At 44.3% G+C, this 25,173-nt stretch carries 20 protein-coding genes and 1 tRNA gene; 7 read left to right on the top strand and 14 right to left on the bottom strand.

Annotation, left to right across the window (positions count from 1 at the left end; all coding sequences use genetic code 11):
• Window positions 1-12: 12 nt before the first annotated feature.
• The 4 genes from ACYQ0C_RS21820 to ACYQ0C_RS21805 all read right to left on the bottom strand — a co-directional run bounded on the left by ACYQ0C_RS21820 (window position 13) and on the right by ACYQ0C_RS21805 (window position 2,703).
• A complete protein-coding gene (locus ACYQ0C_RS21820) occupies window positions 13-1,431 on the bottom strand; it encodes a DUF3868 domain-containing protein (protein WP_016274956.1) in 1,419 nt (472 codons plus the stop codon).
• A gap of 12 nt (window positions 1,432-1,443) precedes the next feature.
• Complete coding sequence (locus tag ACYQ0C_RS21815) at window positions 1,444-2,031, bottom strand: DUF3575 domain-containing protein (protein WP_016274955.1); 588 nt, start codon at window positions 2,029-2,031, stop codon at window positions 1,444-1,446.
• 274 nt (window positions 2,032-2,305) lie between these two features.
• A complete protein-coding gene (locus ACYQ0C_RS21810) occupies window positions 2,306-2,458 on the bottom strand; it encodes a hypothetical protein (RefSeq protein WP_159106271.1) in 153 nt (50 codons plus the stop codon).
• Window positions 2,459-2,632: 174 nt separating this feature from the next.
• Window positions 2,633-2,703: transfer RNA gene (locus ACYQ0C_RS21805), tRNA-Gln, on the bottom strand.
• 134 nt (window positions 2,704-2,837) lie between these two features.
• On the opposite strand from ACYQ0C_RS21805, the gene ACYQ0C_RS21800 reads away from it, so the two are divergent.
• The 4 genes from ACYQ0C_RS21800 to ACYQ0C_RS21785 all read left to right on the top strand — a co-directional run bounded on the left by ACYQ0C_RS21800 (window position 2,838) and on the right by ACYQ0C_RS21785 (window position 11,631).
• A complete protein-coding gene (locus tag ACYQ0C_RS21800; protein WP_016274954.1) occupies window positions 2,838-6,092 on the top strand; it encodes a S41 family peptidase in 3,255 nt (1,084 codons plus the stop codon).
• A 278-nt stretch (window positions 6,093-6,370) separates the two neighbouring features.
• On the top strand, window positions 6,371-6,964 hold the full coding sequence (locus ACYQ0C_RS21795) for a hypothetical protein (RefSeq protein WP_016274953.1): 594 nt from the start codon (window positions 6,371-6,373) through the stop codon (window positions 6,962-6,964).
• 164 nt (window positions 6,965-7,128) lie between these two features.
• Entirely contained in the window at window positions 7,129-8,817 is a 1,689-nt protein-coding gene (locus ACYQ0C_RS21790; protein ID WP_016274952.1) for a BT3442 family protein, read from the top strand.
• 105 nt (window positions 8,818-8,922) lie between these two features.
• On the top strand, window positions 8,923-11,631 hold the full coding sequence (locus tag ACYQ0C_RS21785) for a peptidase associated domain and porin domain-containing protein (RefSeq protein ID WP_167330592.1): 2,709 nt from the start codon (window positions 8,923-8,925) through the stop codon (window positions 11,629-11,631).
• Window positions 11,632-11,740: 109 nt separating this feature from the next.
• Here ACYQ0C_RS21785 and ACYQ0C_RS21780 read toward each other — a convergent pair whose 3' ends face one another.
• The 10 genes from ACYQ0C_RS21780 to metK form a co-directional block, all read right to left on the bottom strand.
• Window positions 11,741-12,970: an acyloxyacyl hydrolase gene (locus tag ACYQ0C_RS21780; RefSeq protein ID WP_016274950.1), complete on the bottom strand. Its 1,230-nt coding sequence runs from the start codon at window positions 12,968-12,970 to the stop codon at window positions 11,741-11,743.
• Window positions 12,963-13,913, bottom strand: coding sequence for a hypothetical protein (locus ACYQ0C_RS21775; protein ID WP_016274949.1), 951 nt, complete (start codon window positions 13,911-13,913; stop codon window positions 12,963-12,965). The genes ACYQ0C_RS21780 and ACYQ0C_RS21775 overlap by 8 nt, the downstream gene beginning before the upstream one ends.
• 158 nt (window positions 13,914-14,071) lie before the next feature.
• The gene (gene tyrS / locus ACYQ0C_RS21770; RefSeq protein WP_016274948.1) at window positions 14,072-15,364 is read right to left on the bottom strand and encodes a tyrosine--tRNA ligase; all 1,293 of its coding nucleotides are present in this window, start codon (window positions 15,362-15,364) and stop codon (window positions 14,072-14,074) included.
• A gap of 79 nt (window positions 15,365-15,443) precedes the next feature.
• Window positions 15,444-16,073: a TatD family hydrolase gene (locus ACYQ0C_RS21765; RefSeq protein WP_016274947.1), complete on the bottom strand. Its 630-nt coding sequence runs from the start codon at window positions 16,071-16,073 to the stop codon at window positions 15,444-15,446.
• 14 nt (window positions 16,074-16,087) lie between these two features.
• Window positions 16,088-16,309, bottom strand: coding sequence for a membrane protein insertion efficiency factor YidD (gene yidD / locus ACYQ0C_RS21760; protein ID WP_016274946.1), 222 nt, complete (start codon window positions 16,307-16,309; stop codon window positions 16,088-16,090).
• Window positions 16,306-16,698 carry a ribonuclease P protein component gene (gene rnpA / locus ACYQ0C_RS21755; protein ID WP_016274945.1) on the bottom strand — a complete coding sequence of 131 codons (393 nt, stop codon included), beginning with the start codon at window positions 16,696-16,698 and terminating at the stop codon, window positions 16,306-16,308. The genes yidD and rnpA overlap by 4 nt, the downstream gene beginning before the upstream one ends.
• A 105-nt stretch (window positions 16,699-16,803) precedes the next feature.
• The gene (locus ACYQ0C_RS21750; RefSeq protein ID WP_016274944.1) at window positions 16,804-17,553 is read right to left on the bottom strand and encodes a uroporphyrinogen-III synthase; all 750 of its coding nucleotides are present in this window, start codon (window positions 17,551-17,553) and stop codon (window positions 16,804-16,806) included.
• A gap of 4 nt (window positions 17,554-17,557) precedes the next feature.
• On the bottom strand, window positions 17,558-18,370 hold the full coding sequence (locus ACYQ0C_RS21745) for a DUF4271 domain-containing protein (protein WP_016274943.1): 813 nt from the start codon (window positions 18,368-18,370) through the stop codon (window positions 17,558-17,560).
• Window positions 18,367-18,954 (bottom strand): LOG family protein, encoded by a 588-nt coding sequence (locus ACYQ0C_RS21740; RefSeq protein WP_016274942.1) that lies wholly within the window; start codon window positions 18,952-18,954, stop codon window positions 18,367-18,369. Before ACYQ0C_RS21740 ends, ACYQ0C_RS21745 begins: the two co-directional genes overlap by 4 nt.
• A gap of 115 nt (window positions 18,955-19,069) precedes the next feature.
• Entirely contained in the window at window positions 19,070-20,362 is a 1,293-nt protein-coding gene (metK, locus tag ACYQ0C_RS21735; protein WP_016274941.1) for a methionine adenosyltransferase, read from the bottom strand.
• Window positions 20,363-20,640: 278 nt separating this feature from the next.
• On the opposite strand from metK, the gene ACYQ0C_RS21730 reads away from it, so the two are divergent.
• The 3 genes from ACYQ0C_RS21730 (at window position 20,641) to ACYQ0C_RS21720 (ending at window position 24,849) form a co-directional block, all read left to right on the top strand.
• On the top strand, window positions 20,641-22,011 hold the full coding sequence (locus ACYQ0C_RS21730; RefSeq protein WP_016274940.1) for an MFS transporter: 1,371 nt from the start codon (window positions 20,641-20,643) through the stop codon (window positions 22,009-22,011).
• Between the two features lie 24 nt (window positions 22,012-22,035).
• The gene (locus ACYQ0C_RS21725) at window positions 22,036-23,178 is read left to right on the top strand and encodes an acyltransferase (protein ID WP_016274939.1); all 1,143 of its coding nucleotides are present in this window, start codon (window positions 22,036-22,038) and stop codon (window positions 23,176-23,178) included.
• Between the two features lie 111 nt (window positions 23,179-23,289).
• Window positions 23,290-24,849 (top strand): ATP-binding protein, encoded by a 1,560-nt coding sequence (locus tag ACYQ0C_RS21720; RefSeq protein ID WP_016274938.1) that lies wholly within the window; start codon window positions 23,290-23,292, stop codon window positions 24,847-24,849.
• The last annotated feature ends 324 nt before the right edge of the window (window positions 24,850-25,173 follow it).

Below are 25,173 nucleotides of genomic sequence, written 5' to 3'. Positions count from 1 at the left end.
ATTTCTTTATTATTACTTCTTATCTATTCTGTTAATCTGCTCCAATGCACCGGCAGCTTCCTTTACGCCCATATCCTGTGCCTGTGCCAGCAATCTGCGAGCCTGTGCATAGTCCTTTTCCAGCCCAGCAAGCACACCACGTGCATATACCGCTTCAGCTGTATTTCCCGATTTCGCCACATACTTGCGTGCCGAAACAAGATCACCGCGTGACATTGCCACATTGGAAGCGTTCAAATTGGCCGTAGCATCGTCAGGATAGAGACGGACCATGGTTTCGAACACCTCATTATACTCGTCACTGCCTGCCGGATAGCTCTCCGCCACACGGTAGAATTCGTTCAGACTCAACTTACCCGGAGCCGTACGCCAGATGCGGCGTGCCTCCTCCACATCGGTATAAGCACGGACTACATATTCCACCGTATAATCCGAGTGACGAAGGCCGGGATAGACCTCACGAAGCAGGAACTGGTAGTCCTGAGGATAACGCGCCTTGATTTTCTGTTCGCGTGCGTCCGGATCGCCACCGCTGCGCGCCAGTTCCAGCATGCCATAACGGCCCGGAAGCGTACAGGTTTCCAGATAACGTTCCAGTCCTGCCCAGTCTTCGGGTTCGTAGTCCGTGGCCATGATGCCAAACGGAAAATTATACAGACGCTGTACATAGTTCTTCAGGGTCTCCGTACGTCCTTGGGCAAGGCGGGTGTTGTTAGCATAACTTCCCTCGGGAGAAGCATACCCCTTGATACGGATAGAAGTGATGCGGGTATCAGCATCATTACGCACTGTATCTATCGTGGCACGTATCTTGGCCAGTTCCACCGGATTACGGCGGTAATCCTCATAAATCTCCGTGCGGTTCACCGGAAAATCAATATAAGCGGAACCTTTCAATTCACGCGTCTTCACCTCCTCGGCTTTCGGAGCGCGATAGACAAAGACCGGAGAGAAAACCTTCGGACTGAAATCCAGCGTAGTCAACGGCGAACGGTCGGACAAAAGCACCTCGCACAAACAGCCACACACCTCATCGCCGAGCTCAAGGGTGGCATCGGCCATCCATTCAGCGTATGGCACCGTGGCAGTATAATGAATCACACGGTCATGACCGGCACGAAACAACGAAGTACCCACACCGGGAACAGCATCATTGCGTAAATGGAGATAATAACGGTTGCGGCCTGCCAGCACTACAGGAGAAAGAGACAACTCATTGTTCTCCGCACGAAGTACAGGTGCAAAAGACACTTCACGGGATGACGGCATATCAATACCCGCCACGTCAATATCCATAGACACAAGCAGGTTCTCACCGCTGCGAGCAACATTCAGACCGTCCACTTTCACACGGCCCAGCGTCAGAATAGTCTGGCTGTTTACACCTGCCATACAAAATAGCAGGAGAAGTACACATAGTAATTTCTTCATGAGCGGTATCTTTTAAAATACGTATATCAGGTTCAGCGCAGCCTTTGTAGGGCCTACATAGTGATGGGATTTGCCATCTATCAGCTTGGTGCCGCAATCGGCACAAGGATAGGCGTCGAAACGGGTATAGGCATACCCCAAGCCAATCTCGGCCTCCACGTTCCAGTGGCGGGAAAGAATCCACGAATAACCGTAGGCCACACCGGCGCCTACAAACCATCCTTGATAACGACGGTCGGAAAGTTTGGACAAATCACTGCCCAAAAACGAAATATCATTCTTCAGATTACCCACATTGTATTGTCCACCGTGGGCATGAATGCCAACAAAGTGACCGGCAAAACGATCACAGAACCAGTAGCGTGCCTCAGGTTGCAACATCCAGTGTTTCCACGTACGACCATGCGAACGAACCCACCCATTATAGTTGCCAGACACATCAAGCGTCCATCTGGGGGCAAAACCAGCCTCAATACCCAGATTGACAGTGCCGGAGGCGTCATAAAGAATATTGCTTTTTAACGCCATATTCTGCGCCTTCACAAATGCACTTCCACAAAGGAGGAAGGAAAGCAAAATTGCATAATTTTTCAACTTCATGCTATCTATAGTTTATATCAATTCATGCTATGTTGCGATAGATCTCTTACCAAGAGATATACTTAATATAAATAACATATTGAAAGATAGATAATTAGAAAACTCATTCCCCTCACCAGCTACATATATAAACTTTGATTATCACAATTTTTTATTTCTTTAATATGGAATTACTGTTGTTTTTTATTGCTTATTACCAGCAATTTACGTATTTTTGCAACACCTTTTGTAGATCTCTTGGTAAGAGATATACAAATTTTGTAACCATTTTTACCTATTCTCTTCCCCCGGTATCCAGCACCTTGTTCATGCTTATTTTCACTTCAATATAAACAGACACCGCATTCTTTAAATAGGGAAGAAATAAACGAATATGAATCAAACGATAGAGACAGGAGATATAAGAAAAGCGGGTTCTAATCTTCATGAAAACGATCTTTTGAGCACTTATACTTTTGTTAAAGTACTCTTATACAGGACTAGTTCTCCGATTACCCCCCGAATTAATGCCGGTTCTTTTCGTGGAGGTCTTTTCCAGAATAGTAAAAAGCCCGTCAACTGCATGTTTGACGGGCTTTTGTTTCATTCAGATTGGAAATTGTTGGACTACCAAGATTCGAACTTGGACAAACAGAACCAAAACCTGTTGTGCTACCATTACACCATAGTCCAATCATTACATGCTTTCCTTGGAAAGCGGTGCAAAGATACGTTTTTCCAGCAATATAGTCCAAATATTTTCGCACTTTTTTTTGCAATAAAGTGCAAATGCTTAACTTTGCGTACAAACTAAAAGACATAAAGACATGAAAAAACTTCTAACTTGCCTTGCTTTAAGCTTTGTTACAGCAAGTAGTTATGCAGCCACCCCTTTATGGTTGCGTGATGTGCAAATCTCTCCCGACGGAACAGAAATCGCATTTTGTTATAAAGGAGATATCTATAAAGTACCCGCCAACGGAGGAACTGCCACCCAGCTCACCACACAAACCTCATACGAATGCAGCCCCGTCTGGTCACCGGACAGCAAACAAATTGCCTTTGCCAGTGACCGCAACGGCAATTTCGACTTGTTCGTCATGCCTGCCGGCGGTGGAGCAGCCCGGCGTCTCACCACCCATTCGGCATCCGAGATACCCTCAGCTTTCACTACCGACGGCAACTACATCCTGTTCTCCGCTTCCATCCAAGACCCTGCCGGAAGCGCCTTGTTCCCAACCTCGGCCATGACAGAACTATACAAAGTCCCTGTAAACGGAGGACGCACCGAACAGGTACTAGGCACTCCCGCAGAAATGGTCTGCTTCGACCCGTCCGGAAAAACATTCTTATACCAAGACCGCAAAGGTTTTGAAGACGAATGGCGCAAGCATCACACCTCGTCCATCACCCGTGACGTATGGTTATACAATTCAGAGAATGGCAAACATACCAACCTGACCAACCATGCGGGAGAAGACCGTAACCCTGTATTTGCCCCCGACGGACAAACCGTTTACTTTCTGAGCGAACGGAATGGCAGTACATTCAACGTCTATTCCTTCCCGCTAGACGCTCCCCAATCATTAAAAGCAGTCACCGGTTTCAAGACCCATCCGGTCCGCTTCCTGTCAATGGGCAGCAACGGCACCCTTTGCTATACGTATGATGGAGAAATATACACCCAAAAACAAGGAAGCAAACCACAGAAAGTCAAAATTGATATCACCCGTGACGACCAGCATACCATAGCGGATCTGAGCTTCAGCAGCGGAGCGACCTCGGCCACCGTATCACCGGACGGCAAACAAGTCGCTTTCATTGTACGAGGTGAGGTATTCGTCACTTCCACCGACTATAGCACCACCAAACAAATCACCCATACCCCTGCCCGTGAAGCGGGAGTTACCTTCTCACCAGACAACCGCACCTTGGCATACGCCAGTGAGCGCAATGGAAACTGGGAACTCTGCATGGCCAAGATAGCGCGCAAGGAAGAGGCCAACTTTCCCAATGCCACCACGATTGAAGAAGAAGTGCTCCTGCCTTCGGACAAAATAGAACGTACCTATCCGCAATTCTCACCGGATGGCAAGGAACTTGCCTTTATAGAAGACCGCAACCGGTTAATGGTTCTCAACCTGGAAACCCAAAAAGTGCGTCAGGTCACTGACGGTTCCACCTGGTTCAGCACTGGCGGCGGATTTGACTATTCATGGTCGCCCGACGGGAAGTGGTTTACCTTGGAGTTTATCGGGAACCGGCATGATCCTTATTCCGATATAGGTATGGTAAGCGCACAGGGAGGAAAGGTGATTAATCTGACCAACAGCGGCTATACCAGCGGCTCTCCCCGCTGGGTACTAGACGGTAATGCCATTTTGTTCATCACCGAGCGTTATGGTATGCGCGCCCACGCCTCATGGGGCTCACTGAACGATGTGATGCTGGTATTTATGAATCAGGACGCGTATGATAAATTCCGCCTGAGCAAAGAAGATTACGAATTGCAGAAGGAACTGGAAAAGGAACAAAAGAGTATCACCGAAACCAAGAAAAACGATAAAAAGAAAGGGGATAACAAAGACAAGTCCGAAGAGAAGAAAGAGGAAAAAACAAAGGATATCGTAGTGGAGTTGGACAACATAGAAGACCGCATCGTCCGCCTCACCCCTAACTCTTCCGATTTGGGAAGCGCCATTATCACAAAGAACGGCGAGACCTTATATTATCTCTCTGCCTTCGAAGGCGGATATGACTTGTGGAAAATGAACCTGCGCAAGAAAGACACGAAGCTACTCCATAAGATGGATGCCGGATGGGCCAACATGGAGATGGACAAGGACGGAAAGAACCTGTTCCTGTTAGGTGGCAGCAGCATGCAGAAAATGAGTACCGACTCTGAAAGTTTAAAGCCCGTCAGCTATCAAGCCAACGTAAAGATGGACCTAGCAGCCGAACGCGACTATATGTTCAACCACGTCTATAAACAAGAGCAGAAACGCTTCTATAATCTGAACATGCACGGAGTGGACTGGGATGCCATGACCGCAGCTTACCGCAAATTCCTGCCGCACATAGACAACAACTATGACTTTGCGGAATTACTGAGCGAATATCTGGGCGAACTGAATGTGTCGCATACGGGAGGACGTTTCCGTCCGCGCCTGAAAGGAGACGCCACCGCCACCTTAGGCTTGTTGTACGACTGGAACTATACCGGCAAAGGTCTGCTGGTTTCTGAAGTAGTGGAAAAAGGCCCCTTCGGCCATGCCCGCTCCAAAGTAAAAGCCGGAGACATCATTGAAAAAATCGACGGTCAGGAAATCACTTCCGAAAATGACTACTCTGTTCTGCTGAACGGCAAAGCCGGAAAGAAAACATTGGTTTCACTTTATAACCCGCAAACCAAAGAACGTTGGGAGGAAGTGGTTGTTCCTGTCAGCAATGGTGTGATGAGCGGTCTGCTCTATGCACGCTGGGTAAAGCAACGGGCTGCCGATGTGGATAAATGGTCGAACGGCCGTTTGGGATATGTGCACATTGAATCCATGGGAGATGACAGCTTCCGTTCCGTTTATTCGGATATTCTGGGTAAGTACAACAACCGTGAAGGTATTGTCATCGACACCCGCTTTAATGGCGGCGGACGCCTGCACGAAGATATCGAAATCCTGTTCAGCGGAAAGAAATACTTCACACAGGTAGTTCGCGGACGCGAGGCTTGCGATATGCCCAGCCGCCGTTGGAACAAACCGAGTATCATGGTACAATGCGAGGCCAACTATAGCAATGCACACGGCACTCCGTGGGTGTATAGCCATCAGAAACTGGGCAAACTGGTAGGTATGCCTGTACCGGGAACCATGACCAGCGTATCTTGGGAAACATTGCAGGATCCGACACTGGTATTCGGTATCCCCGTTATCGGCTATCGCCTGCCGGATGGAAGTTACTTGGAAAACTCACAATTGGAACCGGATATCAAGGTTGCCAATGCACCGGAAACAGTGGTGAAAGGGGAAGACACACAGCTGAAAGCGGCAGTGGATGAATTGCTGAGAGAGATAGACGGAAAATAAATTTTAAACCATTAAATAATATATCATGTTTCTGTAATGCAGGTAAATGCCGGGCATTACAGAAACATTTTTATTTTAATCCCTCCCCCCCAATAGGTCATAATCAAGGCAAATATTTCCTAGTGTATATATCTAAAGGCATAACACGCTGATTATCAATTACCCTTTGTATACACCAAAAGAAGGATTTCAAAAGATACTATACAATTATAGTCGTAACTTTGCAAAGTCAAAAAGAAAATATTTATTATAACACAACATATAAACTAGCAAGAGACATGAAAAAATTAATTCTAATAGTATTTACGCTTTTATACACCTCACTAATATTCGCACAAAAAGGGAACAGTCAATTTGCAATATTGGGTGGATACGAAAATTTCCCCAATTTAATAAAAGAAAGCGGTTATAATATAGGAACAGAATTTAAGTATTACACACACAAACGAATATTTATCATTGCCAATTTCCATGCAGGTATAAACAATGGAAAGAAACTTTTACGATACATGAAAAATGACAGACTATATAACCATAATCTAAAAAATACAGCAAAAGATTATATGATAGGATTTGGCTTAGGAGGCGACCTTATACAAAAAGAGAAGCATAAAGCATATATACAAAGTACAATAGGACTAGGCAATTCGGAAGAGAAAAAGACCCACCTTGCCAACATAGATTCAGACACAACAGAAATGACAAAAAAAACATCTACCAGCTATGCTATATCAGCTACAATCGGATACGACTACCAACTGAATGAATGGCTAACTGTCGGGATGCACTATACCGGTTATCAAATAGGTTATCAATATAAAAATTCCTGCAATGTGAAAATAAGCATTCTTTTCAATTCTCTCATTTTATAAAAAAACGAATGAATATAGTATGTGAGGTCTTTCCATTGTAACATTAGACAATCTAAAAAATTAGAGAATTAAAAGAAACTATTTATTGTATAGACTCGCATATCATCTCTAACTGTTGTACTTTTGTATCGCTTAACAAATAGTCGGAATTTAAAATAACTTTCATGAAAAATATTATCGTTCTTATTATAATATTCTTATTAATAGGATGTAGTAAACGACAACCAATCAACCATAAACTTCTACATAAAGCTGAAAAAATGGTCAATATTAACGCTGACAGTGCATTAGCCATTTTAACTAAAATTTCATCACCAGACGAACTGAGTACAAAAGATCTTGCCCATTGGTGTATGCTATCTGGAAAAGTCACAGACAAAATATACACTTCGTTGCCGCCTACCTACCTATTCGAACATGCATACAAATGGTATTCATCACATGGTACAATAGAAGATCAAGTCCAAATGCAACTTTATCTTGGAAGAGCTTATGCAGAAGATGGCGATTACGATAGTGCCATGTCAACCTATACCGAAGCTTTGGAAATAGCATCAAACAATCATTTAGATAATGCTGCTGGATATATCAGTAGCTATATGGGTACATTATATGAAGAAAAAGGGATGCGGGAACAAGCTATTAAGAAATTTAAAATCGCCGCAATATATTTCAAGACTGCAAATAACAATAAAAGTTATGCATGTGCACTAAGAGATATTGGACGTGAATATGCCCGAACTGATTCACTAACCCAAGCATTAGCCATTTTACATACTGCCGATTCCATAGCCATTAATGTAAATCATAAAAATGCTCAAGCATCTATTATCAATACCATAGGTGGCATCTATAGATTACAACAAGAATATGAAAAAGCTAAAAGTTATTACTATAAAGCTATAGCCCTAGGAACCAACAAGATACCTAACTACATGGGATTAATTAACATATATATAGAAACTGATTCTTTAGACAAAGCAAAAGAGTTATTAAAAAATATACCAGAAAATAACCCTAAATATATTTACGGCATCAAACGATTCCATAGCTTTATCTACAGAAAAGAAAAACAGTATGAGAAAGCACTTGACAACCTTGAAGAATACGTTTTCCTTATCGATTCTATAGTAAATGCAAAAAATCAATCCCGAATACTTAATATTGAAGAAAAATATAACGATCTTAAAAAACGAGAAAAGATTAATGAGTTAACAATTAATCAACAGAAGTACATTATAATACTATCAATTTGCATTGCAGGCATTTTATCCATAGTAATAGCAAACATGCTATATCGAAAACAAGTTAAAGATAAAATACAAAAGCAACAAGATGAACTAAGTGAAGTCAGGAATCAATTATTACATCTGTCCCTTGATTTAGAGAAAAAAAAGATAAAACTATCTAGCTTAAAAGAAAAAAATGAGAACTATAACCAAATGAAGAATGAAATCACCCATATTATATCCAATTACAAAAATCTGCAAAATAAGATGATTGCAGATTCAGCTTTATATAAAGAGCTAGTACACCTAGCCAACCAACATATACCAAGAGTTAATAAAACTCTTATCACAGAAAAACAGTGGGGACAAATTATAAAAGAAATAACTGGCATATATCCGAACTTACATTCGTATATATTAGATTTATGTGATACGCTATCTGAACAAGAATGGCAGTATTGTTGCTTTTGTATGTTTGGTTTTGATACAAATGCAGAAGCCAAGCTACTAAACATCAATCTAGCTTCAGTTAGAACTAAACGTCATAGGCTTAGACAGAAACTTGGTATAATAATCCCTACTAGAATATCCTTTCAAGAATATATAGCTGAGCAATTGATATAGCAGCAAGTATATATTTCAATCAGTATATAAAAAAGACATAAAATACCATTAGTCTCCTGTTAAATGATTCTTCTTCGTAACTTATATTTATACAAGGGTCAAAACATGCGTATCCTAATAGTAATACTCATCATCTATTTAGCCAATGTCCCCATATATGCCCAAAATAGCAGAAGCACCATTTCAGGACATATTTTCACCATCGAAAAGGATGGCGGGAAATTACCTTTACCCTATTCCACCATATCCATATTACAACTGCCGGACTCACTCTTCATAGCAGGAACGGCAACCAATGAACAAGGAGCTTTCAAAATAACATATACCCGATTAAAAAACTCTTTATACCTCTTAAAGGCATCCTATACAGGCATGCCCTCTCAATATCATACCACAGAACAAATAAAAAGCAGTGCAATAGACACCATTTTTCTTGATAATAATGGAATCATATTAAATGAAATCGTAATCACCGCAAAACAACCTGATATTCAAGAAAAACAAGATACCACAATTATCAATGCAACAGCCTTTAAAACACCACAAAACGCTTACTTACATGAACTGATAAAAAGAATTCCCGGCATAAACTATGATGAGAGAAGTGGAAAATTATCATACAATGGTAAAGCAATCCAAGCAATAGAACTGAACGGAAAACCTTTTTTTAACAGAGACACAAAAGTGGCCCTAGACAACTTACCAGCAAAATTTATAAGTAAAATAAGAATATACAATAAAGAAGATAGCAAGAAACTGAATCAAAACACCCCATATTACATTTTGGATTTACAGACAAAAGAAGAATTTAACGGTTCATTCCTAAATTCTGTCATGGCAGGCTACGGAACACGGAAAAAACAAAGTCTGGAGGGACAAAGCAACTATTTTGAAAAAGACGGAGACAATATATCTCTCATCCTAAACAGATCGAACAAGGAACTGAATACCTTGTACGGCAAGAATATGGCAAACTCTTTAGGTTTAAATTTCTACAAGAACATGGGCGGAAAGTTTGATATGTCAGGAAACATACACTACACAAAGAATACAAACAACTCTTTATCAAACATATACAGAGAAGAATATTTACCGAAAGGAAATTTATATTCCTTCTCCACCACTTTCAACGAGAACAACAACCAAGCCTTAAATTCCAGCTTCTATGTAGGATGGAAACCTAATACAAAAACATCTTTAGTTATAGATTTTGGATATACCAATAATCGGACAGACAACAACAGTGAAGATGAGAACTTAATACTGAACCACTTTACAGACTCCATCCAAACGGATTGGAATACTATTCCTGACAGATACAAAGTAAATTCTAACCGCTACGAATCCAGAAATAAAAGTTGGAATAAAGAATACCAATGGTTAGGTATATGGAAACAAGATATAGATAAAAGATGGAAAGCAAATGCTTCTATCCAGTATATTCAAAGACAAAACAAAAACAAGAATCTGTCACAATCTGCCATCCATTATTATCAGAACGCCAACGACTCTCTGTCTGATAGCAATCAATATACTTTATCACCCGGTGACAATACCGAAATGAACGCAAGCATCAACCTTATCCAAACCGTCAAGAAGGACTTTATCTTAAAGTACGCTTATGACTACCATTTCAAGAAAGAACAAACAATGCGAAATATATATGACTTGATGTATTTTGATGATCCATCATTCGATATAAACAAGCTGCCCGCCGATTATCAAAAAGGATATGTGGACAGTTTAAGCAATAACAGTCATAGCAAAACCAATACGCACAAGATAGAATTCAATTTGTCATATCAGACCCAACGATGGAGAATGTATGCCCAATTAACTTACTCACCCCTACAACGCAATATAAAGCAAAAAACAGGTGAGACGAGAACAGACACCACCATCTATTCATCAGATATAAAATCATCCTTATCTGTCGGATGGCGTTCAAAAAAGGATTTTGCCTTCACCGTTTTTTATGACGGAAATACAGCCCAACCCCCTTTATCCATTCTATTACCAGTTAGAAATACAAACAATCCGCTTTATGTAATACAAGGGAATCCGAATCTGAAAAGAAAATTCATACATTCCATAGCAATTAGTATGAGAATAACCGGCCTGTCCCTTTATACTGATTATAAATTCATCTCAAATGATATAACACAAAAAATTACATACAATCCTCAAACTGGATATCGAGAAACATATCCCATTAACATAAACGGAAACAACAGCTTGACCTCTACCCTACAATGGAATAAGACAACCGGTGATTTCAGTTTCAATATAAATGAAAATATCAGCTACAATAATCGGATATCACTTATCGGAAGCAAGGATAAGACGGGAGCAGACCGCAGCAAAACGCGGGAATTTGGCATAGTGAACAAATTCCAGACCGCTTACCGCCCCGATTGGGGAAGCATTGAACTGACAGGAGAATATTTCTTCAAGCAATCACAAAATTCATTGCAACAAACAAATGTTTTCTCACGCGATTATAAAGTAGGAATAACCGGTCATGCCGATTTATTCAAGAATTTCCAGATAAACAGCGACTTCAGCTATACATACCGTAATGGTACAGTTATTGACCAAAACTACAATTCCGAAATATTATGGAATTTTGGAGTTACACTTCTATTATTCAAGAACAAGTCTGCCGAATTGTCTTTTTATTGGGCGGACATACTAAAACAAAGAAAAGATTATATGCGAAATGTGACCACAGACAGTTTTTATGAATATCACATTCAGCAAATACCCGGATATATGCTATTCTCATTGAAATACAATTTCAATATCCAACCATAAGCATACGATACAGGCTGATGAACCTCCAAAAAGCAACCAGTCTCCGAGCCAAGTGGCTTGACTGTAAGTATCGCTTAAAACGCACCTTGTAGAAACAATAGAAATCCCCCTAGCGTTTATTGTGAAACCTGTAACCAAAGCCCAGCATCAAATTGTTGGGGTCTTTAAATTTGCTCAACTGATAACCTACATGCAGGAACAAATTACGCGTAACAGAAGTCTTGAGTGCCAGCACCTGATAAAACCCCGTCGTATCATCGCCCTTACAGATGACATTCCGGCCAATGCCCACATTGATGGAAAAAATGGGAAGAACCAGTTCTGCACGTGCAGACATCCCCACGGCAAACTGTTCACTGAAAGGAGGACGATGGAATTTCATATCCCCACCGTTACTTTCATAGACTTTATACTCCTTGATGTTCGCACTCTCGTCATACTGTGCATCCACAGAGACACCTGCCCTGAAATACTTGTTGAAATTATACATCGGAGCAAAGTTCAGACCAAGCACTCCGAAGGAACCGGGCACCAGACAGGTTTCATACTCCGTAGCAAAGCCTTTCTTTCGCGTAGCTCCATATATCACCAGATCATAACTGACATGGGGCTTGATGGCAAGCGGCCGGATAGATGCAGCCACGGCCGGCTCCGTTCCGAAAGTATGCACCACGCCGACTCTTGCTCCTACGGGATTGAGCCCCCCATTCGGATAATGCGTGTTACCGTTAGAATAATGAGTGAAATCCACCCCGCCCGTCAAGTTCCATTGCGGGTGGAACTGCCAGTTAAGCATGAAACCCAAGTTGATGTAAGCATTGATTTCAGACCCTATCACCTCATTCTGAGGATTGGAGTACGAATTGTATTTCTGCCAGCCGAAAGAAGCGCCGAAGTTCCATTCATAGTCCAACGACAAACGAGAGGAAAGCGCCGCCAGGCGTGAACCCTGGAAAGCATAGACCGTCACCGGATCCCCCAGTTCAGAGGAAGCGAAGAAAGTACTGTACGAAACGCCGATACCCTGATAAGCATGCGGATACAGACGCCTCAGATAAGAATCCTCACCAAACTGGAACGCATATTTCAGATGCACGGAAAGCGATCTGTCTATCCTCTTCCGCCTTTCATTATCGCCTTCAAGAAAGCTGTTTGTGGGAGCGACACAACCCGGACGGATCTCGAAACCTATTTTATGAACCAGTCCATGACGGATACTGTCATTCTCCTGTCCGGCAGACCGGAAAACGGTCTGGGCTGCCGCTCCGCCGGATACCGTCAAAAATACCAGCAGACAGATAATGCGCACAACTCCATTCATTTCCAGACTCTTATTCATGGATTATTTCACGTTTTATAAAATACCCTTTGGGCATCCTGCCTTGCAGCAGTCCATTGACAGACCGCCGTTTCCCATTCCGGGGCTGGACAACATGAAGGGTATATTCCGTCTCAAACCAATCATACTCCAGCAGCAAAGTATTCCGCATGGATGTATAAGGCGGGACAACCACCTTGACAGAAATCGTATCGGAAAGCGAAGAAGGCAACGGCAAATCCTGCTGGCTGGTGGCATACACTGCCTGTAAACCATCCATCACCAGACAACCGTCCTTTATCACCGGCACCTCCACAAGTAAATTCTCCTGCCCTAATAATTTGAAAGCTAACGGATTGTCACTGACAAACTCCACCTTATAATATTCATTCAAATAAGGAAAAATCGTATAGGACAATACACCGCTTCCTGCATTATAGGTCACAGAACGACTTTTTTCCCTCATCTGCTCTTCATAAGAAAAGACATCCAGCGAATAAGTGATCCGCTCCAGCACATACCTTTCGGATGGGTGGATATCAACATTCACAGTCTGGTATTCGTATTCATTGCTTGCTTCCACCACAAGATGGAGCGGAAAGTCCAGCACATTCTCTCTCGCTGTTATTTTCACATCCTGCGGGGTGATGCGTTCCACGGTAAAGTCAACCCAATCCTCGCACTCAATCCTGCCCATTCCCACCAGTTCCGGATATTGCACTTCCTGCATCAGATTTCCATCCGCATCATACACTTTATAGGTGTATGGCAAATCCAAGCCTGTCCTCAATGTCAGCCTGTCCCAACTGGAAGATGCGAAATGAACAACTGCAGAATCTCCGTTTCCATCCAAAGCCAGCTCAGAGACCGACGGACGGATGTCATCGACAAATACATCCCCGTTACAACTATAAAACCCCGATAAGAGAAGGGTGTAGACCACGATATGAACAAATGTTTTCATGTTGTTTGTTTCTTGTGTCCGTTATAAGAGCAAAGATAATTATATTTTCCGAAATATTCTTCCAAATCCCGCTATATTTCAACAGAAAAAGCCCGGAAAAGAGCATCTCCACTCCTCTCCGGGCTTTTTCCCTCTTTTATTTCGTGATGATTATCCGCTTATTTGGCAATCACCAGATAATAATTCTTCTTTCCGCGCTGAACCAGCAGGTATTTCTCGTCCAGCAGGTCGGCAGTGGTAATCACCTGGTCAAAGGCACTTAATTTCTCCTTGTTCAACGAAACGCCACCACCCTGTACCAGCTTGCGCATTTCGCCTTTAGAAGCGAAAACTGCGGCGTTATCAACAAACAGATCTACAGCCTTCACACCTTCGGCCAATGCATCGCGTGACACCTCAAACTGAGGAACACCTTCGAACACTGCCAGCAACGTATCTTCGTCCAGCTTTTTCAACGCTTCGGAAGTGGCGTTACCAAACAGGATGCCCGATGCCTCTACAGCAGCATTGTAATCTTCTTCCGAATGAACCATAACGGTCACTTCCTTAGCCAGACGCTTCTGCAATACACGCAAGTGCGGAGCCTCGGCATGTTCTGCGGTCAACGCTTCCACTTCTTCCTGACTCAGTGAAGTGAAAATCTTGATATAGCGTGCGGCATCCTCGTCGCTTACATTCAGCCAGAACTGATAGAACTTGTAAGGAGAAGTATAACGGGGATCCAACCAGATATTGCCTGATTCAGTCTTGCCGAACTTACCACCATCGGCCTTTGTGATCAACGGACAAGTCAGTGCAAACACTTCACCGCCATTGGTACGGCGGATCAACTCGGCACCGGTGGTAATATTACCCCATTGGTCTGAACCTCCCATCTGAAGTTTGCAGCCCTTCGTTTCATAAAGGTGCAAGAAATCGTATCCCTGCAACAACTGGTAAGTAAATTCTGTGAATGACAAACCGTCACGTGCCTCACCGTTCAGACGTTTCTGTACAGAATCCTTAGCCATCATATAGTTCACAGTGATGTGCTTGCCTATCTCACGGGCGAAATCAAGGAAAGTAAATTCCTTCATCCAGTCATAATTGTTCACCAGTTCGGCTTTGTTGGGAGCATCGCTCTCAAAGTCAAGAAATTTAGCCAGTTGCTTCTTGATGCAAGCCACATTGTGACGCAATGTCTCCTCTGTCAACAGGTTACGTTCCTGCGATTTGCCGGAGGGGTCACCGATCATACCGGTCGCGCCACCCACCAATGCCAATGGCTTGTGGCCGCAACGCTGGAAATGACGCAACATCATCACACCACACAAGTGGCCGATATGCAGAGAATCAGCCGTAGGGTCAATACCCAGATAAGCTGTCACTTGTTCTTTCGCCAATAACTCCTCGGTGCCCGGCATCATTGTATGCACCATTCCACGCCATGTTAATTCTTCTACAAAATTCATCGAATGATTATCTATTTAAATGTTTGATTTATACTTTGAATGCCACAAAAGTACGACTCTTTATCTGAAGAAACAACTCTTATCGCTGAAAAAAGATTTTCCGTGCATTTTCATCTATCCTATCGCACAGAAAGGAAACTTCCACACCTTTCGTCTCCGCCATTCCTCCGATTATCGTACGGATATCCTGCGCGCTCTCATCCGTTTCAGCCAGCAAACGCTCTAAAGGCACGTACCGCAACACATCAGGCTGATACTTTCCTCCCAACGAAAAATAAATATCTTCCTGCATCAGCCGGCAGGCAATATGCAGATTATTACGGAAACCGTGTACCACCCAGGGCATCCGCGGACGATACTTCTTTTTCAGTTCTATCAATTCATTAAACGCCTTCACACAATGAATCACCAACGGTTTTCCTACCGACTCGCTCAATAAAACCTGCCGGACAAACACCTCTTTCTGCAACAGGATATCAGCCGAAGCCAATTTGTCCAGCCCCGCCTCCCCTATTGCCAAAACAGAGGGATGGCCAGCCGCCCTTTCCAACTTTTCCCAATCTTCCGGAGCGGCTTCCGGAACTTTCCACGGGTGAATGCCCACAGAATAATAGCCCCCTTCCGCAGGATCAAACCGTGCAGGCTCTATATTGAGAATGTACTCTCCCGGCACAGCAGTCCGGCGATGTGTATGGATATCCAGCAACATAAGGACAACGGATTTTACGGAACCGGATCATAACCCGACCCGCCCCACGGATGGCAGCGCAATATCCGGCGGACAGCCAGATACAATCCCTTGAAAGGGCCGTGTTTTTTGATAGCCTCGATGGCATATTCCGAACAAGTAGGTACAAAGCGGCAGGAAGGAGGAGTCATCGGAGAGATATATCCCCGATAAAAATAAACGGGCAGCAGCAACAAACAGGAGAGTAGCTTTTTCATTCCAGTCTTTCCGTTATATGAAACAGTAACTTCTTCACCTTCTCCTCCACCTCGGCAGAAGAGTGGACCTGGTTGTCCAGCCAAATAAAGGCGATCACCAGTCTTTTGTTCCGGGAGGCCAGCGCATCCAGCAACAGATGCTTGTTCTTCCGATAAGCCTCGCGTACCTGTCGTTTCACCAAATTACGCTTCACGGCACGCTTGAACCGTTTCTTGGGCACACTGATCAGCATAGAGACCGCCGCCGCATCTTCTTCCGCAGGTTCAACCGGCATATACACCACACGCAGCGGAAAAGCCGGGAAAGACTTGCTTCCACCTGAAAAGAGGCGCTCAATCAATGTCTTACTGTTCAGACGCTCTTTTTTACCGAGTGTATATTCTGCCATAATCTTCTTCCTTTTATTAAAATAAAGAAACCGAGGGTTTCGAATCACAAAGTTACAACTTTATTGATACAAAACCCCCGGTTTTGGGATATAAACTAAAAAAAATTAATCCTTATTGCGCTCACGGATAAACATATCCAACGCCGCAGTCATGGACGGAGCCTCCATAGTAGGAGCTTCCAGATCCAAACGCAATCCGGCATCCTTCACCGCTTTAGCGGTAGCAGGCCCGAAACATCCTATCGCAATTTCCTTTTGATCAAACTCCGGGAAGTTCTTCATCAAAGAATTGATTCCTGCAGGGCTGAAGAACAACAGCATATCGTAATCGAACTCTTCTTCGGGAGTGAAGTCATTGCTTACCGTACGATACATCACCACCTCCGTATGCTGAATTTTATTTTTATCCAATAAAGTCTTGATCTCATCATTGTGCACATCCGACATCGGCACCAGATACTTCTCAGCATTATGCTTTACGATAGAAGGCACCAGATCTGCAAATTTACCGGTCGCACCGAAGAACACTTTACGCTTACGATACTGGACATATTTCTGAATGTACAAAGCAATGGTCTCGGATGTACAGAAATATTTCATTGTTTCGGGTACAGTAACACGCAATTCAGCACACAGACTGAAGAAATGGTCGATAGCGTGGCGCGATGTGAAAATCACAGCTGTATGATCAAGAATAGAGACTTTTTGCTGTCTGAACTCTTTGGCCGACAAGCTCTCAACTTTGATGAACGGGCGAAAATCAATTTTCACACCGTACTTCTCAGCAATATCATAATATGGCGACTTTTCAGAAGTCGGCTTAGGCTGAGATACGAGGACTTTTTTTATTTTCAATGTACTAAAAATTTAAAACCAAAATGTTGTTCGCTAAGATAATCCCTTTCCACAGAACAATATCAGGGAGTATTTCAAGGGCACAAAAGTACAGAATTAAATGGAAAGCACCATAAAGTTTGTTGAAAAAGTTACTAAAGCACTTATAAAATAGCAGAATTTTAGCAATTATTATAACAAAACCGATAGAATAAGGAGCAATTTGCGGTGACAGATCAAAATACACAATCAAAAGTACAATCGGAAAAAGTAAAAAACCGGCCCCGATTACAACATTAAAGTAAGATTCCAGCCAGATAATATTGCGCGTCTTGTTAAAGAAAATCCAATTTATAAAGCTGTAAAGAAGCCACTTGATGACAAAGAAAAAGACCACATAAGCAATGTAAATGCTCAACAGCAAATAATGAGGCACCGTGCGGAAAAGAATCAGGTCATGATCTGAGAAATAATCGTACACACAAAAACCGGATAATATACAGGTTTGCAAGATCAAGACCAATGTATAACGCACATCGGATGCGGTAGTATCATCAAACAAACTGGCACGCTCTTTAGACAAAGCAAAATTCTTAAATTGCTGTTCAAGGTGTTTCTTGCCATGTGCCAGCACGTATGACACCAGAATAAAGCAAAGAAACAGCACACTGGTCACCATCCAGTCCGAACGCAGCTGATAGGGCAGGGTCATTCCTCTCATCCCGTCTTCCTTGGATGTATGGCACACGCTGTGTGTCAAAGCCGCATCAACACGACTCTGCTCCTCCGCATAAAGCTGGAGAACATACGCTATTCCGGGATGGCAGGTTTCACTCATATCGCTGCAAATTTACGGATTTCTTTGTTCCAAACAGGCGTTGTATAGAGTAAATTTATCGCTTCTTCGGCAGTAGAGGCTACTTTCCAGATAGCACCATGCTCTTTACGCATAAAGTTTTCGTCTACCGCCCTTTGCAGCATGTCGAGTAAAGAATCATAAAACCCGTTGGTATTCAGTATGATGACGGGATTAAGATAGAGCCCCAGCTGCTTCCAGGTAATGATTTCAAGCAATTCCTCCAACGTGCCGCATCCTCCGGGCAATGCAATCACGCCATCGGACAAATCGGCCATCAAGCGCTTGCGCTCGTGCATGGTTTCCGTTTCAACCAGTCGGGTCAGCCCTGTATGGTGCCAGCCCTGCTCCACCATAAAATGAGGGATTACGCCTGTCACCGTGCCACCTGCAGCCAGTGCGGCATCCGAAGTGGCAGCCATCAGACCGATGCAGCCTGCTCCATTGATCAAATTGATTTTCTTTTCGGCCAGAAGACGCCCTAATTCTCCCGCCACATCAAAATAGGCTTTCGCAATCTTTGTGCTGGACGCACTATATACACATACGTTTTTTATATCGTTCATCCTATAAACCTTTATGTTTTCGGGCGGATTCCGCCCGCCCCTACCGGTCAATGATACCCATTACGGCAGAGGCGAATGAAATTCGCCCGTATACACTTATGATCCCAACCGGTTTTTACAAACCGAACGCTTCCTTTATCTTATCCACATAATCCAGTTTCTCCCAAGTGAACAGTTCCACTTCCACTGTCTTCGTTTCATGATACATGGACTCGTATGTCTTGGTCACCATCTTCGGCTCACGTCCCATGTGGCCGTAAGAAGCCGTTTCCTCATAAATAGGATTACGCAGTTTCAGGCGCTCTTCAATGGCTTTCGGGCGAAGGTCGAACAGTTCGTCTATTTTCTTAGCAATCTCACCATCGCTCATTTTCACCTTGCTGCGGCCGTACGTATTTACATAGATATTGATGGGACGGGCCACCCCGATAGCGTAGGATACCTGCACCAGCATTTCATCGGCCACACCGGCGGCAACCAGGTTCTTGGCAATATGACGGGCCGCGTATGCAGCGCTACGGTCTACCTTGCTGGGGTCTTTTCCCGAGAAAGCACCACCGCCATGAGCACCTTTTCCGCCGTATGTGTCCACAATGATCTTACGACCGGTCAAACCGGTATCACCGTGAGGACCACCGATAACGAACTTGCCGGTAGGGTTCACATGATAGACAATCCGGTCATTGAACAGGGCCAGCACCTCTTCATTGTGAATTTCGGCAATGACGCGCGGCATCAGGATTTCAATCACATCCTGACGGATCTTGGCCAGCATCTCTTCGTCGGCCTTCAGCTGCGCCTCTTTGGAGTCGTCGGCCGGAGCAATGAACTCGTCATGCTGGGTAGAAACCACAATGGTATCAATACGTACCGGCTTGCCGTTGTCATCGTATTCAATAGTGACCTGGCTCTTGGCATCGGGACGGAGGTAGGTCATCACCTTTCCTTCACGGCGGATTTCGGCCAGTACCATCAACAGCTTATGTGCCAGGTCCAGTGACAGGGGCATATAGTTTTCTGTTTCATTGGTAGCATAACCAAACATCATTCCCTGGTCGCCCGCTCCCTGGTTCATCGGGTCCTCGCGTTCCACGCCACGGTTGATGTCCGCACTTTGTTCGTGAATGGCCGAGAACACGCCGCACGAGTTTCCTTCAAACATATATTCGCTTTTGGTATAGCCGATACGGTTGATCACTTCACGTGCAATGCGCTGCAAGTCTACATACGCCTTGGTTTTCACTTCTCCAGCCAGCACCACCTGCCCGGTAGTCACCAGGGTTTCGCAAGCTACTTTCGAACTGGGGTCAAACGCCAACAGTTTGTCAAGCACAGCGTCCGATATCTGATCGGCCACTTTGTCGGGGTGTCCTTCAGACACCGATTCGGATGTGAATAAATATCCCATTCTAAATTGAAAATTAAGAATTAAAAATTAAAAGTTAATTCGTTAACCACCTTGGGAAGTTATCAGAGTAGATAGATGTAAATAAGAAAGTCAATGTATTTTTTAGCATTTTTTTCTGTGGTTGCAAGCTACTCAAATCTCTCCACTGTTTTTAACGGTTGCAAAGATAAGCATTATTCCCCAACCATTCTACAGATTACCCGTTCTTTAACATTGGGAACCTCATTATTTAGAAGAAATTAAACTTAGCCTTGATCTATTTACCGTATTTTTGCGCCATGAAAAAAGAGAAGATCGCATTTATACCCAAGCAATATTTTGCTGCGGTAGCCGTATTGCTGGCTATCATGATGTCCGTGCTGGACGGAACCATTATGAATATCGCATTGCCCACGCTGGCCCACGACTTCGATGTCACCCCCGCCACAGCCATCTGGATTGTGAACGCCTATCAGATTGTCATCACCATGACGCTGCTCTCCTTTGCTTCTTTAGGAGATATCTATGGCTACAGGCGAATATTCCTCATCGGCATTTCCGTCTTTGTCGGCGCATCCGTGGCCTGCATCCTATCCAATTCTTTCTGGACTCTGACCGTTTCCCGTATCATTCAAGGTTTCGGAGCCGCTTGCATCATGAGTGTCAACACCGCCCTTATCCGTTTAATCTACCCGCCGCAGATACTAGGACGCGGAATGGGTGTGAATGCCATGGTGGTGGCTGTCTCGGCCGCCGCAGGGCCGTCCATTGCAGGCAGTATTCTGGCATTGGGCAGCTGGCACTGGCTTTTTGCCATCAATATACCGCTGGGACTGGCGGCGCTGGCCATCGGGCACCGGTTATTGCCGCACAATCCGGTTTCAGCCGTGAGACATAAGTTTGACAAGATCAGTGCTATCGCCAACGCATTGACTTTCGGACTGCTGATTTACACGTTAGATGGCTTTGCCCATGCCGAGAGCCGGAAATTCATAGCCGTCCAGGCGATATTGCTCGTTATTATCGGCACTTATTTCATCCGCCGCCAACTGAAAGAAACAACCCCTATCCTGCCTGTGGACTTGCTGAAGATTCCTATTTTCGCTCTTTCCATCGGTACCTCCATCACTTCGTTCACCGCCCAGATGCTGGCCATGGTCTCCCTGCCGTTTTTCATGCAGAACGTGCTGGAGTATAATGCAGTACAGATAGGTCTGTTACTTACTCCCTGGCCGTTGGCCACCATCCTGACCGCGCCGCTGGCAGGCAGACTGGTAGAGAAAGTACATCCCGGATTGCTGGGAGGCATCGGCATGGCTGTCTTTGCCACGGGCTTGTTCACACTTTATCTGCTTCCCGCCCATCCGGCAGAATGGAATATCATCTGGCGGATGGCACTCTGCGGCATGGGCTTCGGGCTGTTCCAGACTCCCAACAATGTGACCATTGTTTCTTCCGCGCCCGCCCACAGAAGCGGCGGGGCAAGCGGCATGCTGGGCACGGCACGTCTGTTAGGCCAGACGTTGGGAACCACGCTGGTCGCTTTACTGTTCCGCCTGTTCGCCGAAGGACACCGGGCACAGGCCTGTTTGTTGCTGGCCCTGTTCTTCGCCATTGCAGCAGGGGTGGTAAGCAGCATCCGCATGGCACACGCTTCTCCGACAAAATAATACTTGAATAAAAACACATTAGAAATGGAATTAAAGAAAAGAGAAAACCTGGGATGGATAGACTTGCTACGTGTCACCGCCTGTTTTTTAGTGGTATTCGCCCATTGTTGCGACCCCTTTGTAGCACGTTTTGACACAGACCGTCCTACCTTTTTGCAAGGGTGCGCCCTGGGAAGCGCCGTACGCTGTTGCGTGCCCTTGTTTGTGATGATGACAGGGGTGCTGCTGTTTCCCGTACGCAGCGGCATGAGGGAGTTTTATAAAAAACGGATCGGCCGCATTGTCGTTCCGCTCATCTTCTGGTCGGTCATGCTGCCTGTACTGTATTTCATCTACCTGAATTACATCGCCACGACAGATAATCCTACCATCGACATGTCCACTTTCACTTTAGAAAAGACTGTCACGAAGATCTGGACGTTCATCTTCAATTTCAACTATGACACCACCCCCCTGTGGTACCTGTATATGCTGGTGGGGCTCTACTTCATCATCCCCATCTTCCACGCATGGCTGGAGCGTGCCGATCGGAAAGATATCAAGCTATTTCTTTCCATCTGGGGCATCTCCCTGTTTCTTCCCTATATAAAGATGGCCGCTCCCGCACTGGGGTATATCGGCAACTGGGGCAATATGGATATTCTGGGAGTATGTGACTGGAATGCATTCGGTTCATTTTATTATGTTTCCGGATTCATCGGCTATCTGATACTGGCCTATTACCTGGTAAAATACCCGCTGCAATGGAGTTGGAGAAAAACCCTGGCTATCGGCATCCCTATGTTTGTGACGGGATATGCCATCACTTTCGGCGGCTACCTCCTTATGCAGGAATATTTTCCGGGAAACTACGCCTATCTGGAAATAGTATGGCTTTTCGGCGGCATCAATGTATTTATGATGACATTTCCTGTTTTTGTCTGCATACAGAAGCTCAACGTCCCTTCCTCGCCAGCTCTTTCAAAAGTGGCATCCATGACCTTTGGCATTTATCTGTGTCATTTCGTCTTCGTGCAAATGGGGTATGACTTGTTCGCCTCGCTGTTGCCCCAAGGGACTCCTGCCGTAATACACGTTATTTGCATGGCCGTAACAACCTTTCTCATCAGTTATCTGGTAGTCCGAGGCATGTATGCATGTAAATGGACCAGGAGATTTGTGGCGTAAAAACGATGGATAGTGGCTTCTCCGGAGCAGGAAACTTTTGCCTGTCACCGTTTGTTCATCTCAGGAGAAAGATTTATCTTTGTGATATTGTGTACCAAAGACATATAAAATATGAAATACCCTATCGGCATACAGACTTTCAGTCAAATCCGTGAAGACGGTTATGTTTATGTAGATAAAACCGACCTTATCCATCAGTTAGTGAGCAGAGGAAAAATCTACTTTTTCAGCCGCCCGAGACGGTTTGGCAAAAGTCTGATGCTCAGCACACTGGAAGCCTATTACGAAGGGCGGAAAGAGCTGTTTGAGGGACTTGCCATAGCCGGACTGGAAAAAGACTGGTTGCAATACCCGGTATTCCATATCGATTTTAACGGTGACAACTTTGCTAAAGAAGGAGTGCTGGAAGACAAAATAGAAGGATTCATCGCCCAGGGGGAAAGACGCTACGGCAAAGATCCGGATTTGCTCACCATGGGAGACCGCTTTGAAGCGGTATTGAAACATGCCAGTGAAAAAACAGGACGGCGTGCTGTGGTGCTGGTGGACGAATACGACAAGCCCATCCTCGATGTGCTGGACACCCCTATGGAAGAGAAAAACCGGGATACGCTGAAAGCTTTCTACTCCACCTTCAAAGGAGCAGATAAATACTTACAGTTTGTAATGCTGACGGGAGTTACCAAATTCTCGCAAGTCAGTGTGTTCAGCGGTTTCAACCAGCCCGATGATATCAGTATGGACCCACGTTATGAAGCCCTTTGCGGAATCACCAAAGAGGAAGTGGAACACTATTTCCATGAACCCATTTCCGAACTGGCCGAAAAAGAGGAGAATACTTATCAAGAAATGAAGGAACGTCTGAGGGCACAATATGACGGGTATCATTTCAGCGAGAATATGCTCGACATTTATAACCCTTTCAGTATTCTGAACGCTTTCAACAAACTACAAATCCGTGACTACTGGTTTGCTTCGGGCACGCCTACCTATCTGGTGCGGCTGTTGCAACATAGCAACGAACAGATTAATGAACTTGCGGGGAAATACTATGATGCTTCCCTCTTTGCCGATTACAAAGCCGATGTGGAACAGCCGTTGCCTATGATTTACCAAAGCGGCTACCTCACCATCAAAGGTTATGACAAACGCCGTAACCGCTACTTGCTGGATTTCCCCAATAATGAAGTACGGAAAGGATTCTTGTCTGTCATAGCCTCCAACTATCTGAAACCCAGACATCATGAAATTACCTCCTGGGTTGCCGATGCCGCCATTATGCTGGAAGATGGAAATACCACAGAGCTACGTGACTCTTTCACCGCCTTCCTCTCCAGCATCCCCTACGACTCGCACGACAGCACCAAGAGCCCGGAACTGACCGAGAAGCACTTCCAGTACACCTTCTATCTCATCCTGCGCCTCATTGGAGTGTACTGCCTCCGCATCGAGCAGACACAAAGCCACGGACGGGTGGACTGCATCCTCGAAACTCCTCAATACGTCTATATCTTTGAATTCAAACTAGACGGAAGCGCCGATGAGGCCTTGCAGCAGATAGAAGAAAAAGGGTACGACAAACCTTACCTGACGGACAAACGAAAAATAGTCCGCATAGGCGTGGTGTTCTCTTCGCAGACACGGACTGTTTCCGAATGGAGAGAAAGATAGAGACAATTCAATCAAAAGAGCCTACCGTCGTCAGACTACAGAGAAGATGTATATATTCTATTATTTTCCTTCAAATCCTTCATCAGCCTATTAAACGTTGATAATCAATGTTTTATTATGAATGATTTAGGAGTAAAACCTTCATAATTCCTTCATTTTAATATTTTTAACAAACGATGCATTACCGCTATTATAAATGGTACAAACAAAATGAATTCCGCTCCTGTAATTTGAGTGATTCCATTGATACATTCTCTTATTCCCTGCCTTTTCATTCAATCGTTTCACCTTAGTGATGAAGTTTCATCACTAGAATAATCAAGT

The sequence above is a fragment of the Phocaeicola sartorii JCM 17136 = DSM 21941 genome (assembly GCF_054653615.1).
Note: the sequence above shows the minus strand (reverse complement) of the source record. Positions and strands in the feature narration are given on the sequence as shown.

Excerpts from the sequence above, each read along its gene's own strand:
- ACYQ0C_RS21730 (WP_016274940.1), top strand. The coding sequence starts at position 20,641 with ATGAAAAAAGAGAAGATCGCATTTATACCCAAGCAATATTTTGCTGCG.
- ACYQ0C_RS21780 (WP_016274950.1), bottom strand. The coding sequence starts at position 12,970 with ATGAATAAGAGTCTGGAAATGAATGGAGTTGTGCGCATTATCTGTCTG.
- tyrS (WP_016274948.1), bottom strand. The coding sequence starts at position 15,364 with ATGAATTTTGTAGAAGAATTAACATGGCGTGGAATGGTGCATACAATG.
- rnpA (WP_016274945.1), bottom strand. The coding sequence starts at position 16,698 with ATGGCAGAATATACACTCGGTAAAAAAGAGCGTCTGAACAGTAAGACA.
- ACYQ0C_RS21815 (WP_016274955.1), bottom strand. The coding sequence starts at position 2,031 with ATGAAGTTGAAAAATTATGCAATTTTGCTTTCCTTCCTCCTTTGTGGA.
- ACYQ0C_RS21800 (WP_016274954.1), top strand. The coding sequence starts at position 2,838 with ATGAAAAAACTTCTAACTTGCCTTGCTTTAAGCTTTGTTACAGCAAGT.
- ACYQ0C_RS21795 (WP_016274953.1), top strand. The coding sequence starts at position 6,371 with ATGAAAAAATTAATTCTAATAGTATTTACGCTTTTATACACCTCACTA.
- ACYQ0C_RS21775 (WP_016274949.1), bottom strand. The coding sequence starts at position 13,913 with ATGAAAACATTTGTTCATATCGTGGTCTACACCCTTCTCTTATCGGGG.
- ACYQ0C_RS21740 (WP_016274942.1), bottom strand. The coding sequence starts at position 18,954 with ATGAACGATATAAAAAACGTATGTGTATATAGTGCGTCCAGCACAAAG.
- ACYQ0C_RS21790 (WP_016274952.1), top strand. The coding sequence starts at position 7,129 with ATGAAAAATATTATCGTTCTTATTATAATATTCTTATTAATAGGATGT.
- yidD (WP_016274946.1), bottom strand. The coding sequence starts at position 16,309 with ATGAAAAAGCTACTCTCCTGTTTGTTGCTGCTGCCCGTTTATTTTTAT.
- ACYQ0C_RS21720 (WP_016274938.1), top strand. The coding sequence starts at position 23,290 with ATGAAATACCCTATCGGCATACAGACTTTCAGTCAAATCCGTGAAGAC.
- ACYQ0C_RS21820 (WP_016274956.1), bottom strand. The coding sequence starts at position 1,431 with ATGAAGAAATTACTATGTGTACTTCTCCTGCTATTTTGTATGGCAGGT.
- ACYQ0C_RS21725 (WP_016274939.1), top strand. The coding sequence starts at position 22,036 with ATGGAATTAAAGAAAAGAGAAAACCTGGGATGGATAGACTTGCTACGT.
- ACYQ0C_RS21810 (WP_159106271.1), bottom strand. The coding sequence starts at position 2,458 with ATGAAGATTAGAACCCGCTTTTCTTATATCTCCTGTCTCTATCGTTTG.
- ACYQ0C_RS21785 (WP_167330592.1), top strand. The coding sequence starts at position 8,923 with ATGCGTATCCTAATAGTAATACTCATCATCTATTTAGCCAATGTCCCC.
- ACYQ0C_RS21765 (WP_016274947.1), bottom strand. The coding sequence starts at position 16,073 with ATGTTGCTGGATATCCATACACATCGCCGGACTGCTGTGCCGGGAGAG.
- ACYQ0C_RS21745 (WP_016274943.1), bottom strand. The coding sequence starts at position 18,370 with ATGAGTGAAACCTGCCATCCCGGAATAGCGTATGTTCTCCAGCTTTAT.
- metK (WP_016274941.1), bottom strand. The coding sequence starts at position 20,362 with ATGGGATATTTATTCACATCCGAATCGGTGTCTGAAGGACACCCCGAC.